15 protein-coding genes are annotated in these 15,616 nt (G+C 69.3%); 7 read left to right on the top strand and 8 right to left on the bottom strand.

Features of this window, described 5'->3' with window-relative positions:
* Positions 1 to 5: 5 nt before the first annotated feature.
* The 4 genes from N5K27_RS19525 to N5K27_RS19510 all read left to right on the top strand — a co-directional run bounded on the left by N5K27_RS19525 (position 6) and on the right by N5K27_RS19510 (position 4,648).
* The gene (locus N5K27_RS19525) at positions 6 to 1,052 is read left to right on the top strand and encodes a phosphate/phosphite/phosphonate ABC transporter substrate-binding protein (RefSeq protein ID WP_087840738.1); all 1,047 of its coding nucleotides are present in this window, start codon (positions 6 to 8) and stop codon (positions 1,050 to 1,052) included.
* Between the two features lie 68 nt (positions 1,053 to 1,120).
* Positions 1,121 to 2,545, top strand: coding sequence for a DUF2868 domain-containing protein (locus N5K27_RS19520; RefSeq protein ID WP_279818213.1), 1,425 nt, complete (start codon positions 1,121 to 1,123; stop codon positions 2,543 to 2,545).
* Entirely contained in the window at positions 2,538 to 4,007 is a 1,470-nt protein-coding gene (locus N5K27_RS19515) for a GTPase domain-containing protein (RefSeq protein WP_087836734.1), read from the top strand. The genes N5K27_RS19520 and N5K27_RS19515 overlap by 8 nt, the downstream gene beginning before the upstream one ends.
* Positions 4,008 to 4,039: 32 nt before the next feature.
* Entirely contained in the window at positions 4,040 to 4,648 is a 609-nt protein-coding gene (locus N5K27_RS19510; RefSeq protein ID WP_087836733.1) for an alpha-ketoglutarate-dependent dioxygenase AlkB, read from the top strand.
* A gap of 7 nt (positions 4,649 to 4,655) precedes the next feature.
* Here N5K27_RS19510 and N5K27_RS19505 read toward each other — a convergent pair whose 3' ends face one another.
* The 3 genes from N5K27_RS19505 to N5K27_RS19495 are packed head-to-tail and all read right to left on the bottom strand — an operon-like array spanning position 4,656 to position 6,993.
* On the bottom strand, positions 4,656 to 4,940 hold the full coding sequence (locus N5K27_RS19505) for a DUF1330 domain-containing protein (RefSeq protein WP_087836732.1): 285 nt from the start codon (positions 4,938 to 4,940) through the stop codon (positions 4,656 to 4,658).
* Positions 4,941 to 4,975: 35 nt separating this feature from the next.
* Positions 4,976 to 5,986, bottom strand: a complete 1,011-nt coding sequence (locus N5K27_RS19500) for a 2OG-Fe(II) oxygenase family protein (RefSeq protein WP_087836731.1) — start codon at positions 5,984 to 5,986, stop codon at positions 4,976 to 4,978.
* Between the two features lie 26 nt (positions 5,987 to 6,012).
* On the bottom strand, positions 6,013 to 6,993 hold the full coding sequence (locus N5K27_RS19495) for a tripartite tricarboxylate transporter substrate binding protein (protein ID WP_087836730.1): 981 nt from the start codon (positions 6,991 to 6,993) through the stop codon (positions 6,013 to 6,015).
* Between the two features lie 135 nt (positions 6,994 to 7,128).
* Here N5K27_RS19495 and N5K27_RS19490 point away from each other — a divergent pair, with 135 nt between their 5' ends.
* Positions 7,129 to 8,019, top strand: coding sequence for a LysR substrate-binding domain-containing protein (locus N5K27_RS19490; protein ID WP_176400628.1), 891 nt, complete (start codon positions 7,129 to 7,131; stop codon positions 8,017 to 8,019).
* Between the two features lie 24 nt (positions 8,020 to 8,043).
* Here N5K27_RS19490 and N5K27_RS19485 read toward each other — a convergent pair whose 3' ends face one another.
* From N5K27_RS19485 to N5K27_RS19470, 4 genes are all read right to left on the bottom strand, one after another.
* Entirely contained in the window at positions 8,044 to 9,240 is a 1,197-nt protein-coding gene (locus tag N5K27_RS19485; RefSeq protein ID WP_279818207.1) for a diguanylate cyclase, read from the bottom strand.
* Positions 9,241 to 9,339: 99 nt separating this feature from the next.
* Positions 9,340 to 10,479: an FUSC family protein gene (locus N5K27_RS19480; RefSeq protein ID WP_279818205.1), complete on the bottom strand. Its 1,140-nt coding sequence runs from the start codon at positions 10,477 to 10,479 to the stop codon at positions 9,340 to 9,342.
* A gap of 213 nt (positions 10,480 to 10,692) precedes the next feature.
* Complete coding sequence (locus tag N5K27_RS19475; protein WP_279818203.1) at positions 10,693 to 11,664, bottom strand: tripartite tricarboxylate transporter substrate binding protein; 972 nt, start codon at positions 11,662 to 11,664, stop codon at positions 10,693 to 10,695.
* An 83-nt stretch (positions 11,665 to 11,747) separates the two neighbouring features.
* Entirely contained in the window at positions 11,748 to 13,154 is a 1,407-nt protein-coding gene (locus N5K27_RS19470; protein WP_279818201.1) for an FAD-dependent oxidoreductase, read from the bottom strand.
* Positions 13,155 to 13,303: 149 nt separating this feature from the next.
* On the opposite strand from N5K27_RS19470, the gene N5K27_RS19465 reads away from it, so the two are divergent.
* Positions 13,304 to 14,098: an IclR family transcriptional regulator gene (locus N5K27_RS19465; protein WP_279818199.1), complete on the top strand. Its 795-nt coding sequence runs from the start codon at positions 13,304 to 13,306 to the stop codon at positions 14,096 to 14,098.
* Positions 14,099 to 14,200: 102 nt separating this feature from the next.
* Positions 14,201 to 14,827: a glutathione binding-like protein gene (locus N5K27_RS19460; RefSeq protein ID WP_130355503.1), complete on the top strand. Its 627-nt coding sequence runs from the start codon at positions 14,201 to 14,203 to the stop codon at positions 14,825 to 14,827.
* A gap of 11 nt (positions 14,828 to 14,838) precedes the next feature.
* Here the strand turns inward: N5K27_RS19460 and N5K27_RS19455 are convergent, their stop codons facing one another.
* Positions 14,839 to 15,606, bottom strand: coding sequence for an SDR family oxidoreductase (locus N5K27_RS19455; RefSeq protein ID WP_130355504.1), 768 nt, complete (start codon positions 15,604 to 15,606; stop codon positions 14,839 to 14,841).
* Between the last annotated feature and the right edge of the window lie 10 nt (positions 15,607 to 15,616).

Here is a 15,616-nt window from a genome sequence, read left to right as displayed (position 1 = left end):
CGCCCATGCCTGTTTTTCGCCGTCCGCCGCGGCGCCCTTCCCGGTCCGTGGCGCCCGCCCTGCTGCGCCTGGCGGCGCTGGGGCTGGTGGCCGCTGCTTCCGCCGTCCACGGCCAATCGCTCCGGCTGGGCGTACTGCCGGTCGAAGGCCCGCTGGAAACGCGCAACGACTGGGCCCCTCTGGTCGCGGACCTGTCGCGGGCGCTCGGCCAGCCGGCCCGACTGCTCGCGCCGACCTCCTATGACGCCATGGCCGCGGCCCTGCGGCGGGGCGACATCGACCTGGCGGTGCTGTCAGGCCAGTTGGCCATCGACGCCGTCACCCGCTATGGCATGACGGTGATCGCCCGCGGCCTGCCCGCCGACTCCGACCGTCATCGCACCGTCCTCATCGCCCGCCGCGGCGCCGCGCCCGCCACGCTGGACCAGATGCTGGCCCTGTCGGCCAAGTGGCGCCTGGCGCGGGGCGAGGTGCGGTCCTTCTCGGGTTATCTGGTCCCGCAGCTTCAGTTGTTCCTGCCGCGCGGGTTGCGCATGGAAGCCTTCTTCGCGGCCGAGGTCCAGGGCAGCCACCAGACCAATGCGCTGGCGGTCGCCAACGGCGAAGCGGACGTGGGCCTGACCACCGGCTCCGACCTGGCGCGCTTCAAGGAACGTTTTCCGATGGAGTACGGCCGGCTGGCCGTGCTGTGGCGATCGGATCCGCTGCCCGCGCCGCTGGTCGTGGCCCGGCGCGCGCTGCCGGAATCCGTGCGGGCGCGCCTGGCCGCCCACCTGACTTCATTGGAACAGACTCGTCCGGGCCAGGAACAGTTGGCCCGGCACGATCTTGCCGGGTTCGAGCCCGCGGGCGACGCCGCGCTGCTGGACAATGCCGGCCTGGTGTACCGCTTCGACCGGCAAAGCGCGCTGCAGGGCAGCTGGACCGACGAGGCCGCGCGGCAGACGCGGCTGACGCGCATCGATCAGGAGTACGCCTCCCTGCGCGCGGCGCTGGACCGGCCGCCCCGGCGCAAGGCCCAGACGATGTCCGCCGCGGACACTTCGCACTAAGGCCCGCACTGCCCCCGGGCGCCGATTCCTATATAGTCTGTCGGCTTGTAGACCCGATCAGGACGCCGATGGACGAACGAGCGGCCAGGGACGTGGTGCTGGCCCACGCCCTGGAAACCACCGACGACGAACACCAGTTGCTGCGCGCCGAGGATCGCCGCGAGGCCAGCCTGAGCGCCCGCAACCTGTGCGGATTGCAAGGCGGCCGCGACGCCGGACGGGACCCGGCCGGCAGTTTCCTGCAAACCCGCGCGGCCCTGCTGCTGGATGGGCTGGAGCGGCGCGCGCCGGCGCTCAAGGCCATGCGCCATCCTCCTCGCCTGGCCGCCCTGGCCGGCTGGCTGCTTCCCTTGGCGGCCTTCCTGGCCGGCGCGCTGACCGAACGCATCGCCAACCCGCACCGCATGGACCTGTTGTCGCCACCGCTGCTGGCCGTGCTGGGCTGGAACCTGCTGATGTATGCGCTCCTGGCCGTCTCCGTCGCGGTGCCGCCCCTGCGGCGTCGGGGCGCGGCGCTGTTCGCGCGGCCCTGGCTGCCGCAAGGCTGGCGCCGGCGCCGGGGCTCGCCCGCGCTGGCCGCCGCCGGGGCGCGCTTCGCGCTCGACTGGCAGCGCCTGGCGGCGCCGCTGCACCTGGCGCGCGGCAAGCGCATCCTTCATCTTTGCGCCGCGCTGTTCGGTGCAGGCGTCGCCCTGTCGCTCTACGCACGTGGGCTGACCGTCGAATACCGCGTCGGCTGGGAAAGCACCTTCCTCGATGCCGGCCAGGTGCACGCCATCCTGGGCGTGCTGTTCGCGCCGGCGACCTGGCTGTTCCGCCTGCCGGGTTTCACGCCGGCGGAAATCGCCGCGCTGCGATTCGACGCCGCCGGCTTCGTGCCGGGCGGCGCCCGCTGGGTCCATCTGTACGCGGCGCTGCTGGCCATCGTGGTCGTGATTCCCCGCCTGGCGCTGGCGGCCGCGGCGCGCTGGAAGGAAACACGCCTGCGCGCGGACTTTCCGCTGGACATGGGCCAGCCCTACTACCGCAAGCTGCTGGGTTCGCTCAGCCCGGTGCCGCTGCGCCTGCGCGTCATTCCCTACAGCTTCGCCGTCGACGCGGCGCGCGACCAGGCCTTGCAGGCAGTGGCGCGCTCCATGCTGGGCGACACCGCCCAGGCCACGGTGATGCCCGGCTGGGACTATGGCGCCGACCCGCAGGACATGCCCACGCCGGACGCGGCGGACGAAAGCGCGACCGTCACTGCCGCGCTGGTGAACCTGTCGGCCACGCCCGAGGCCGAGAACCACGGCGCCTTCCTCGATCACCTGGCGCGCGCCCTGCCCGGCAAGATCGCGCTGGCCGTCGACCAGTCGGCCTATGCGGCGCGCCTCGACGGCCAGGCCGGCGCCGACCGCCGCCTGGAAGAACGCCGGCGCCTGTGGCAGGATTTCGGCACGCTGCACAAGGTGCCGGTCACCTTCGTCGATCTGCTCCATCCTCCCGATGCCTGACAAACCCGTCCGCATACAGCTCTGCCTGGTCTCCCACACCAACGCCGGCAAGACGACGCTGGCCCGCACCCTGCTGGGCGCGGACGTGGGAGAAGTCCGCGACGCGGCTCACGTCACGCAGGCTGCCGATGCGTATCGCCTGTTCACCACCGGCGACGGCGACGAACTGTACCTGTGGGACACGCCGGGTTTCGGCGACTCCGCGCGGCTGGCCAGGCGGCTGGAGATGGCGGGCAACCCCGTGGGATGGTTCCTGACCGAAGTCTGGGACCGGGTCAGCGACCGCGCTTTCTGGCTCAGCCAGCGCGCACTGCAGGCGGCGCGCGACAACGCCGACGTGGTGCTGTATCTGGTCAATGCCTCGGAAGATCCGCAGGATGCGGGCTATGTCGCGCCCGAGATGCAGATCCTGCAATGGCTGGGCAAGCCCGTGGTGGTGCTGCTCAACCAGATGGGGCCGCCTCGTCCCGCCCCGCGCGAGCAGGAAGACGTCGCGCGCTGGACCGACCATCTCCGGCCCTACGGCGTGGTGCGCGACGTCGTGCCGCTGGATGCATTCGCCCGCAGCTGGGTACACGAGCGGGTGCTGTTCGACGCCATCCGCGCCTGCCTGCCGGCAGCCGTCCAGCGCGGCTATGCCCGGCTGGCCTCGGCCTGGGACAAGCGCAATCTCGACCGTTTCCAGCAGTCCATGGATCTCATCGCGCGCCAGATCGTCGATGCCGCCCGCGACGCCGAAGCGGTGGGCGATGCCTCGGCGATCCGGTCGGCACTGGGCACCCTGGGCCTGGCCCGGTCCGCGCCGGAAAGCGCGCGGGACGCGGCCATGGCCGCCATCACCACGCGCCTGTCGCGCGCCGGCGCCCAGACCACGGCCCGCCTGCTGGCGCTTCACGGGCTCCAGGGCAGCGCGGCGGCGCCGCTGAACCAGCGCTTGCGCGAGAACTTCGCCTTCAGTGCGCCCGTCGATGTGAAGCAGGCGGGGCTGCTGGGCGCCATCGCGTCGGGCGCGGCCACCGGCGCGTCGGCCGACCTCCTGGCCGGCGGCTTGACCCTGGGCGGAGGCATGCTGGTAGGGGCCATAGTCGGCGCGGCCACGTTCGCCGGCGCGGCCTGGGGCATCAACAAGGCCAAGGGCACCGAACACGCGACCGCCCGCCTGACCGACGAATTCCTGCACGCGCTGGTGGCGGCGGACCTTCTGCGCTATCTCGCCATCATCCACTTCGGCCGCGGCCGGGGCGACTACGTCGAAGGCGAGGCGCCGGCCTTCTGGCGCGACGAGGTCATGGAAGTGGTGCAGGCGCGGACGGCGGCGTTGCAGCGCATATGGGCCCGGGCACGCCAGGACGACAGCCCCCGGGAGGCAGCCACGGAACTGGCCGCCCTGCTCGAAGACGCCTGCCTGCAGATCCTGCGCAAGCTCTATCCCGCCGCAATGGGCGCCGCCAACGGCCGGTAAGGGACCGCCTTCGCGGCCACACGGATCGCATCATGGAACAACCGCCGCTGTTCGACCTGCCGCCCCCGCTTCCGCCCGATCTGCCGGAAGGGCTGGTCTATGAACCGGATTTTCTCGAGCCGGCCGAAGCGGCGGAGCTCGAGGCGTTGATGGCCACCCTGCCCTTCGCCGCTGCCCGCTACAAGACCTATACCGCGCGCAGGCGGGTAGTGAGCTACGGCGGCAGCTTCGACTACGATGCCAACCGGCTGCAGCCGGCCACGGCGCTGATCGCCGAACTCCATGCGCTGCGCGACCGCGCGGCGCGATGGCTGGGCGTGCCGCCACAGGCCTTCGTCCATGCGCTGGCGGCGGAGTATCCGCCCGGCGCGCCGCTGGGCTGGCATCGCGACGTGCCGGACTTCCAGGACGTGGTCGGCATCTCGCTGGGCAGCGAGATCGTGATGCGATTCAGGCCCTACCCGCCCGACCATCCCAGGAAGGCCGACATCGTACGCCTGGCGCTGGCGCCCCGGTCCATCTACCTGATGCGCGGACCGGCGCGCTGGGCCTGGCAACACAGCATCGCGCCGGCCCGGGCCTTGCGCTGGTCCATCACCTTCCGCACGGCCTCGCCGCGCCACCGGAGCGGCGGCGCGTGAGCGCCGCTCATGCGTCGTCGATCACGACCAGCCTCAGGTTGCTCTTGCCTTCGCGCAGCTTCTTCGCCGCCTGGTAGGCCGGCGATGCGTACCAGGCCAAGGCCGCGTCCTTGTCGGGAAACTCGATCAGGAGCACGTTGTGGGCCGGCCCGCCTTCGAGCACGAAGGGCTCGGCTCCGCGCGCCAGGTAGCGCCCGCCATGCGCGGCCACCGCCTCCGCCACCATGCGGCCGTACTCGCCCATTTCAGTGGGCTTCAGAATCTTCACCTCGCCGATGACGTAGGCCGCCATGTCCACCCTCCGGTTCCCTGGATGATCGATTGCCGCTATGCCGCGCTCTTCTGCGGCATGATGCGCGCGACGTTGCGCGCCTTCAGCTCGCCGTAGACGAAAGGCCGGTCGCGCGGAAAGGACGTCGGCAGGTCCTCGGGCGCCACGTTCGCGGGATCGGGATTGCGGATCAAGGGCTGGATCCAGGCATCGAAACTCGGATACATGAAAAACGGGATGGAATAGCGCTCGTTGCCGGAACGGTTGATCACCCGATGGACCGCCGAGGTGAACACGCCGTCGGTCCAGACCTTCAGCACTTCCCCGACGTTGACCACCAGCGTTCCCCCGATGGGCGGCACCGCCACCCATTCGCCGTCCCGGTTGCGCACTTCGAGCCCGCCATTCGCGTCCTGGGCCAGGATGGTGAAGGCATTGGTATCGGTATGTCCGCGCGCCCCCAGGTGCTCGCCCGATTCGTCGGGGCGCTGCGGCGGATAGTGCAGCAGGCGCAGCGAATTCATGTCCTTGGCGAAGCTCGCCTTCAGCGCGCCGGCCGTCAGGCCCAGGCTCAGCTCGAACAGATCCAGAAGCCGATAGCCCAGGTCGTTGACCTTGTCGTAGTAAGCCATCATCCGCGGCTTCAGGTCCGGCATGGCGGACGGCCAGGGAATGCGGCCGTGCAAGGGCTTGCCGGCCAGCAGGTCGGGATCGTCGTCGGCCAGCGGCCGGCGGATCTGGAACGCTTCCTGGAGGTTCTCCTTGATGTTCGCGTCGTTGCCCTTGCTCATGCCGTGCAGGTAGCCCTGGGCATGGTCGTTGAGCTTGAGCGAGACCTCCATCTTGGCCTCCATGGGCAGGCTGTGGAAATCCACGGCGGTCTGGAAGATGTCGCGGATGTCCTGCTCGGCCAGGCCGTGGTTCCTGACGTAGAAGAACCCCACGGTGCCGGCGGCGGCGGCGATGGCCTCGGCCACTGCGGCACGGCCGGCATCATCGCGCCAGGCCGGCCCGAGGTCGACGATGGGCACTTCCGAAAAAACCAGTTTTCTTGCGGTGGGCAACATGTGCAGTCCTTGTTGAAAATTGCCGCTCAGGCCTCGGGCCGGATGTTCTCCCGGCGGGCCAGTTCGTTCCACTTGACGAATTCGCTGCGGTTCCAGGCGGCGAAGTCCGCGTGGCCGCGCACCGTCACCTCGAAACCCGCGGTCTGCAGCCTTTGGATGTTCTCGGACTGCCTGCCACCCTTGACGATGGCATCGGCCAGCTTGTCGATGTTGGCCTGGGGCGTGCCGACCGGCGCGTAGGCCCCCAGCCATCCCGTCGCGACGAAGTCCTCCATGCCCAGTTCCAGCAGGGTCGGCACGTCGGGCAGCGCCTGCGCGCGCCTGGCCCCCGTCACCGCGATCGCCCGCAGCGAACCGGCGCGCACCAGGGAGGCCACCGATGGCAGGTTGGCGAAGGACACCTGGATGTCCCCGTTCTTCAGGCCGGTGATGATTTCACCGCTGGAGCGGTACGGGATATGGACGAAATGCGTGCCCGCGCGCTGGTTGAACAGCACCGAGGTGAAATGGGCCAGCGTGCCTACGCCGTTGGAGCCGTAGTTGAGCTTGCCCACGCGCGTCTTGCCGTAGGCGATGAGCTCGGGCAGCGTGCGGGCCTCGACGTCCCGGCCCACCACCAGCACGTTCATCAGCTCGGCCAGTTGGGCCACGGGAACGAAGTTCTCCTGCGGATCGATGGGCAGGCGAGGATTCAGGATGGTCGGCAGGATCAGCCCGCCCAGACCGCCGGACAGCAGCAGGTGGCCATCGTGCGGCTGCTGGAGGATGTATTGCTGGGCCACCGTGCCTGTGCCGCCGCCCTTGTTCTCGACGATCACGGGCTTGGCGGGGAACTCCTTGGCCAGGATGTCCGCCAGCACCCGCCCCAGCAGGTCGGTGATGCCCCCGGGCGGATAAGGAACCACCACCTTCATCAGGCGGTTCGGAAACTCTTCCTGAGCCCATGCCCTGCCCGCGGCCCCCAGGCCCGCAGCCGCTCCCAGACGCAGTACATCTCGACGATTCATCGACTCACTCCCATGCAAGCAGACTTACTGCACAATGCCGGTGCCGCAACCACGAAACGCGGGACTAAGTTATCGGAGACGTCCGCCTGCCCACAAGCGACGTCTCATCATGAATTCATTAGCAGGATTAATGACATGCGTCGCAAGATCCCCTCGCCCGTCATGCTCCAGGCGTTCGAGCTGTCGGCACGCACGCTGAGCTTCACGCAGGCGGCGGACTCGCTGAATCTGACGCAGAGCGCCATCAGCCACCAGATCCAGGCGCTGGAGGACTTCCTCGGGGTCCGGCTGTTCGAACGCGTACGCAAGCGTCTGCAACTGACGTCCGCGGGCGAGATCCTGCTGCTGCGCCTGACGCCCGCGCTCGACGCGCTGGAATCGGCCATCATCGAAACCGTGTCGACCGAGCCCGCGGCCAGCGTGCTGCGGCTGGGCGTGGTGCCCGCGGTCGCCACGCAATGGCTGATCCCGCGCCTGCCCCGCTTCCAGCGCGAACATCCGCGCATCGCGCTCACCCTCGTCACGCGGCTGCCCTTCAACTTCCAGAACAACAGCCTGGACGCCGCCATCAACCTGGGCAACACCCGCTGGCCCGGCGCCCGCTCGGACTGGCTGATGGACGAACACATGGTCGTGGTCTGTACGCCGGAGATGGCCGCGACCACGCTGCGCACGCCGGACGACCTGCCGCGCGTGCCCACGCTGCAGATGACGTTCCGGCCGCATGCCTGGCACGACTGGCTGGCCGCCAGCGGCCTGCCCGCCGAAGGCACCACCGGAGGAATGAAATTCGAGTCGTTCTCGCTGGTGCTGCGGGCAGCCATGGCGGGCCTGGGCGCCGCGGTGGTGCCCCGCCTGCTGGTGGAAGACGAGCTGGAAAATGGCCGGCTGGTATCGCCCTTCGGGCCGGTGGTGCGCTCGCCGACTTCGTACTATCTGGTCTACCCGCCCGCCAATGTCACGCTGCCCGCCCTGCAGGCCTTTCGCGGCTGGCTGCTGCAACAGACGGGCGCGCCCGGGGGCTGAGCGTCCGCCGGCACGGCAGGCGCGTCACGTCGCCAATCCGGGAGACCCTTCGGCGGGAAGCGGATCCGCATCGGCAGCCACCGTCACGACGCGGTCCCTTCCCATCGCCTTGGCCGTGTAGAGCGCGGCGTCCGCCCGCGCCATCAGGCTGCTCAGTTCCTCGCCGGGGCGATACTGGTCGACCCCGACGCTGAACGTGACCTTGAGCTTGCTTCCCGGCAGCGCGCTCTCGGCCTGCGCGACCCGGGCGCGCAGCCGGTTCAGCAGCTTGACCGCGTCCCCCATGGACGTGTCCGGACAAAGAATGGCGAACTCCTCGCCGCCCAGCCGGCCGAAGGCATCGCCGGCGCGCAGGTTGCTGGCCACCACGCCGGTGAAATGGGCCAGCACCCGGTCTCCCGCCGCATGCCCATGGGTGTCGTTGATGTTCTTGAAGTGGTCGATGTCGACGATGGCGAACACCAGCGGCCGCCCGGAGCGCGATGCGGTGCGGGCGGCCGCGTCGGCCTGGGCCAGGAACGCGCGCCGCGCCAGGATGCCGGTCAGTTCATCCAGGTTCGCCAGGCGTTCGAGCCGGTGGGCCAGGCGATCATGAGTCAGCAGCACCATGCCGATCGACAGCCAGGGCAGCGCCAGCACGCCCAGCGCCAGGAAGGCGATGTTGACGGGCGTCGATTGCAACAGCTCCGCCTGCCTGACCCATCCCACGCCGTAGGCCAGCCCCCGGCCCACATGGCCGATCGCCCCCAGGCACGCGCCGATGCTGACGAACCAATAGGCGTAGTGCGGCCGGGACAGCGGGCGCGCCATGAACACGGTCACGGCGACCACGACGTAGGCATAGGTATAGAACGCCGACACCAGCGCGATGCGGGTGTTGATGTCCGGCACCACATAGGTCCAGTAGGCCATGGCGGCCAACAGCGCCCCCCAGCCCGCGTATTCCGCGCGACGCACGGGCTGCATCCCGACGAACTGCCGGCACCCTTGCAGGATGACCAGCATGGCCATGGCCAGCAACAGGTTGGAGACGAGGATGGTCAGCCAGCGCGGGCCGACGTTCTGGAGCAGGAACAGCGCCAGCGCCACCATGGCCATCACGCTGGCGTTGAACCAGCGCCGGACCCCGGGAATGGCGGTAGGCAGCAGCGACCCCAGCACCGCCGTGCTCATGATGGCGGAGAAAATCGTGACGAAGATGACGCTGATGGGGTCTAGCATGGCACGCTGCAGGAGTCCGCGCGGCGACCGGAGCCTGCGCGTGAGAGCCGCCCGATGATAAAGCATTTCGGGCGTGGGCCCTGGCGGGCGCGGCCTTGATCAGCCGCGCGCCGCCGCCCCCCGGTGGCGCGCCAGGTAGGCCCGGTCGTCCAGGCTGGAGAACAGCACCGCCAGGACGATGCCCGCCGCCGCGCCGACGATGGTGTCGAATACGCGCTCGAGCGCCATGTTGCCGGCCATGGCGGGCGCCGCCAGATGCGTCATCAGGAGAGCCATGGGTGTCACGGTGATCTGTCCAAGCGCATAGTTGTAGCCGATGATGATCTCGGTCACGAACTGAAAGACCGCGATCAGGCCCACCACGCCCCAGAACGAGGGCGACTGAGCCAGGATAGCGCCCACCAGGCAGGCGCCCGCCACGGTGCCGGCCATCCGTTGCAGTGCGCGGCTCATCGTGATGTGCAGATGCCCGCCCTGCATGACGGCGGTCGCGCCTATGGCGGCCCACGACGGATGCTGCCAGCCGGCCGCGTGCGCGACCAGCGCGGCCACGGCGGCGCCCACGGCGATGCGGCCGGCGGCGATCAGCCGGTGCCGCATGGGGCGGGGAGGATCGCTGGGGAATGCGCCCGTCGCGGGCTCTTCGTGCCTGAGACGGTCGGTCAACACGCATACGATCCAGGCCAGTGCGCCGCCCGCCGCCGTGGCGGCGGCGTGCGCGAACACCGCTTCCCAGGACCCGGCCCCGCCCAGCGCCGCGCCCGCCGCGAACACGATGATGACGGCGCCCGGGCTGCCCAGGCTCCAGCTCGACACCGCGACCGTGGACGCCCCCGCCACCAGCGCCAGGACCAGCACCATCATCGTGGGCGAGGCCCCGGCGTGGGCCGCCACCGACGTCACGAAGGTGGCCGCGACCAGCAGGAAGGCGCTCAGGAAGACCATGCGGCGGCGGCGGGCGCGCGAGGCATAGCGGCCGAACAGCGAGGCCAGCGCGCCCAACGCGCCAAAGCCCACCAGTTGCGGCCAGGGCGAATAGTGAAAGCACGCCAGCGCCGCGACCACGGCCAGGGTCGCCTGCAACCCCGCCACCACGGCGTTGCGCACGGACGGCGGCGCGGCCATGGCCAGGCTCTCTTCCAGCTGGGCCGGGGTCAGCAGGTACCGCGCCGCGGTGGCGCGCGTCGTCCCGCGCGGCCGGGCAGGCGCAGGCGGACGGCGATCGTCTTCGTCAATCATGGGCATCCTGAAAAAAACCGCGCGCCGTGCCGGGTTTGCCGGAACAACGCGTGCGCGCCGGAACGGCGGATACCGTACCGGCGGAGGCGATGGGGAACCGCGGAAAGGACGGCTCCGCCTGCGCGGCGGAGCGTTCAGCGCGTCGGGGCCTGCGGCCAGGCGCAGGCGCGATAAACGACTATTCTACCTCAAACCTAGGGTTTACCCTAGATATCAATCCATCTTGATGTTCGCCGCATGCACCACCGTCTTCCAGCGATCGATCTCCTTGCGCTGGAACGTCTTGAACGCGTCGGGCGCCATGCCGCTGGGATTGGCGCCCTGCGCGACCAGGCGCTTGCGCACGTCGGGTTGTTCCAGAATGGCGGCGACTTCGCGCTGCAGGCGGCTGGCGATGTCCGGCGACGTGCCCGCAGGGGCGAACAAGCCATACCAGGCATTGGCCTGGTAATCGGGCACGCCCGATTCGGCCAGCGTGGGCACCGACGGCAGCACCGGGCTGCGCTCGCGGTCGCCCACCGCCAGGGCGCGCAGCGAACCGTTCTGGATGTAGGACAGCACCAGCGGCAGGTCGGCGAACATGACCGGGACCCGGCCGCTGATCAGGTCGGGAATCGACCCCGCGCTGCCTTTGTAGGGCACGTGCACCATGTCGACCTTGGCAAGATACTTGAACAGTTCGCCAGCCAGGTGCCGGGAAGCGCCCACGCCGCCGGACGCATAGCTGACCTTGCCCGGCCGCTCCTTCAGGTAGGCGATGAGTTCCTTGACGTCGCGCGCGGGTACCGAGGGGTGCACGACCAGCACCAGCGACACCGCGGCGACCAGGGTGATCGGCGTGAAGTCCTTCACGGTGTCGTATGGCATGGAGCCATAGATCAGGCTGTTGGTCGCATGGGTGCCGATGGATCCGATGACCAGCGAGTAGCCGTCCGGCGCGGCCTTGGCGACGAGGTCGGCGCCGATGTTGCCGCCCGCGCCGGCCCGGTTCTCGACCACCACGGGCTGGCCCAGGCGCGTGGCCAGCCCGTCGGCCACGGTACGCGCCAGCATGTCGCTGGACGCGCCGGCGGCGAACGGCACGATCATCTTCAGCGGCCGGTCCGGATAGGCCCCCGCCCAGGCCGCGAAAACCGCGCAGCCCAGCGACAGGGCCAGGGAAAACTTGGCAAGATAACGATGCATGGTTGGTCTCCTTCCTCGTTGTCGGCAAGACGCCCGGCACCCCATCGCTTGTTCCCGGAGGGTGGCGCCGGACGGTGCGGCGCTCAATACACGCCGTCGATCACGCCCCCTTGCGCCCGCAGCCGGGCCTGCAGCTCTTTCACCGGCAGGGCGCGTACGTCGGCATCGCCGCGCTCGGCGCACATCGCCGCCGCGGTGCCCACGGCCTGCCCCATGGCCATGCAGGGGCCCATGGTACGCGCCGTGCCCATGCCCTCGCGCGTGGCCGACAGGCAGCGGCCCGCGACCATGACGTTCTTCAGCCCCTTGGGCAACAGGCAGCCGAACGGGATGTCATACGAACCGCCATTGGCGATGGGAATGCGTATCTGGGTCGTGCCGGACTGGTGGATGTCGACGTGCTGCGCACCCTTGGCGACGGCCGAGTCCGGCTGCTTGCGGCCCGACACCACGTCTTCCTTGGTCAGCAGGTAGTCGCCCATGATGCGGCGCGTCTCGCGCACGCCCACGCGCGGGGCCAGTCCGGCGAACACCGAGTGCTCGAAGCCGGGCAGGTGGGCCTTGACGAATTCATAGGTCTGCCAGACCTGCTCCATCAGCGTGCCCACCGTGGCGCTGACCGCCGCCGTGTCGGTCCCGTCGATGTTGCCCCCCACCCGGGTGGCGTTGACGCAGACTTCCTTGCGGGCTGCGGAGGTCGGCTGGATCATGATCAGCGCGGTGGGCGCCAGGTCGCCCCGGCGGATCGCATCGCCCAGGAAAGGGCCTTCGCTCTTGAAGAACACCGAGGGTTGGCCCTGCTCGACCAGCAGGTCCAGCAACTGCTCGTCGGTCTTGTCCCCGCGGATGTAGTCGCTTTCGCCCACCGCCATCGACGCGGGGTTCTCGCGCGCGAAGCGCAGCAGCGTCGCGCTGTCCACGTTGCCCACGCGGAACATGAGCGACACCGGCTGCAGGTCGCCGCTGTCGTCGCTCATCTCGAACGGCGCGCCGGCGCGGGCCGCCAGGTCGCCATCGCCCGAGCAGTCCAGGAAATGATCCGCCGTCACCAGCGTGCGGCCGCTCTTGTTGACCACCACCAGGCCGGTGACCACGCCATCCCGGACCACGACGTCCTCGGCGAACGAATTGACCCAGGCGGTCACGCCATGGCGGTCGAGCACGCGCATCACGGCGATCTTCATGATCTCCGGATCGACGCACACGTAGCAGATCAGGCGATGGTCGTGCACCGGGCCGATGAAGCCGTTCATGCGCCGGCATTCGTCGAACAATTCGTCGGAGATACCGCCCACCACATATTCGCCGCGCGCGTTCAGCACGCCGTCCAGCGACATGCCGCTGAGCAGTTCCCCGCCCAGGATGGGGTTGGCCTCGATGATGAGCGTCCTGCGGCCGTTCCTGGCCGCTGCCGCGGCGGCCGCGACGCCGGCGGCGCCTCCGCCCAGCACGACGACGTCGTAGTGCGCCTGATTCAGTTGCTGCGCCATCTTCCTGTCTCCCTGGATAGCAGGCTGTAGTGATCGGTTGAAGAAAACCCTTCAATCCACAATATGGAATAAAATGTGGATTTATTACGCCTTTCGCGTTGATCCAGTGTGTTTTCTTCAGAACATCGCTGTCAATACGAGTCCATAATATGGAAAATCAAGCCATCCCCACAGGCACGCAAAGCATAGAACGGACCATCCTGGTCCTGAAGAAGGTGGCCGCGCGCAACACGGCGGGCATCACGCTGGCCGAGGTGGCGCGCGAGACCGGGCTCAAGTCCCCCACGGCCCATCGCATCCTGGCCTGCCTGGTCGAACAGGGACTGCTGATGCAGCGGGGAACGCGGCGCGAGTACTTCCTGGGGATGCTGGCCTACGAGCTGGGGCTGGCGGCGAACTGCCACTTCAACCTGCGCGAACTGTGCGGCCCGGTGCTGAACCGGCTGGCGCGCGACACTGGCGACACCGTGTTCCTGACCACCCGCAGCGGCACCGACAGCGTGGTGATCGAACGCGCGGAAGGCAGCTATCCGGTCAAGGCCTTGACCCAGATGGTGGGCGAGCGGCGCCCGCTGGGCAGCACGGCCGGCGGCCTGGCCCTGCTGGCCGCCATGCCGGCGGCCGAGCGCGACGACGTGATGCGCAGGAACCGGCACCGGCTGAACCGCTACGGAAAATTATCCGAGACGGTGCTCGACCACATGGTCGAACGCGCCTGCCAGTTGGGCTACGCGCTGAACGACGGCGACATCCTGCCCGAGGTGACGGGCCTGGGCGTGGTCGTGCCGACGCTATTGGGCAGCCACTACGCGGCCATCAGCATCGTCGCGCTGAACCACCGGCTGCGCGGGGACAGGCGCGAGGAAGTGGTGGGCATGATGAACGCGGAAGCGGCGAAGCTGAGCGAGACGCTGGCCGACGCCGGCACGGCGTTCTCGTCGTAGGGACTGCTCCCGCTACAAAGAGGCTCGCACAGGCCCTAGATGGAGTGCCGGCCGCCGGTGGTGGATAATGACCTCGGCCTCCAACAACCGGTATCCGCGCCCATGACCATCGAGCTCCACGCCTGGAACACACCCAACGGCCGCAAGATCAGCGTGGCCCTGGAAGAAATGGAACTGCCCTACGAGGTGGTGCCCGTCGACATCCGCAACGGGCAGCAGTTCGAGGCGTCCTTCCTGCGCATCAGCCCCAACAACAAGATCCCCGCCATCGTCGATCCCGACGGGCCCGGCGGCCAGCCGATCAGCGTGTTCGAGTCCGGCGCCATCCTGTTCTACCTGGCGCGCAAGACCGGCAAATTCCTGCCGGCCGACCTGCGCGCGCAGACCGCGGTCATGGAATGGCTGATGTGGCAGATGGGCGGCTTCGGCCCCATCCCGGGGCAGGTCCATCACTTCCGCGCGGTGGCCGACGAGACCGACCGCCGCTACGGCCTGCAGCGGTTCAGCGTGGAAACGCACCGGCTCTACGGCGTGCTGGACGCCCGCCTGGCCTCGACCGACTACGTGGCCGGCGAATTATCCATCGCCGACTTCGCCATCCTGGGCTGGGCCTGGCGGCACGAGCGCCATCAGGTCGACCTGGCGGCCTACCCCAACGTGGCACGCTGGTATGCGGCCTTGATGGAGCGGCCCGCGGTGCAGCGCGGATTCGCCCGCAAGCTCGACTGAGCCCGCCGCAGCTACACCACCAATCGGCCCCCGGCATCCAGTTGCATCAGTTCCCCGGTCAGCGCGGCCGGGCCATGCACCAGCCACCACACCGCCTCGGCGATCTCGTCCGGTGTCTGCACCGACTTGAGCGGGTTCTTGGCGATCAGCGCGGCGCGCACGGCCTCGTAGCGCTCGCGCCCCATGCCGTTGATCAGCCAGTCGCCTTCGATGAAACCGGGCAGCAGCGCGTTGACGCGGACCTCGGGCGCCAGCACGCGCGCGAACGAGAATGTCATGGCATTCAACGCGCTCTTGGACGCGGCGTAGGCCATGCTCGAACCCGTGCCCCGCAGTCCGCCGACCGAGGACATGTTGACGACCGAGGCATTGCCGGTCCGCCGCAGCAGCGCGGCCATTGCCCGCGTGACGACATAGACCCCCGAGACGTTGACCGCGAAGACGCGCTGGAAGTCGTCGAACGACAGGCCGTCCAGGTTCTTGTGGTCGTTGAAGGTGGTCACGGCCGCGTTGTTGACCAGCGCGTCCAGTCGCCCCCAGCGCTGCTCGATGTCGCGCGCCATGGCGCGGCAGGCGTCGTCGCTGGTCACGTCGGCGCGGGCCACGAGCACGTCGGCCGCGCCCAGCGCGCGGCACTCGGCCGCTACCTCCTGCGCCGCCGCCTCGTCGCGCGAGTAGTTGACGACCACTCGCCAGCCCTGCCTGGCGAAGAACTTGATGGTGGCCGACCCCGCGCCGTTGCGGCCGGTCGCGCCGGTCACCAGGCAGACTTGTTCCATGCTTTCCCCT

This window comes from Pigmentiphaga sp. GD03639 (assembly GCF_029845405.1).
GTDB classification, from domain to species: Bacteria; Pseudomonadota; Gammaproteobacteria; order Burkholderiales; family Burkholderiaceae_B; genus Pigmentiphaga; species Pigmentiphaga daeguensis.
This window is presented reverse-complemented; position numbering and strand designations above follow the sequence as displayed.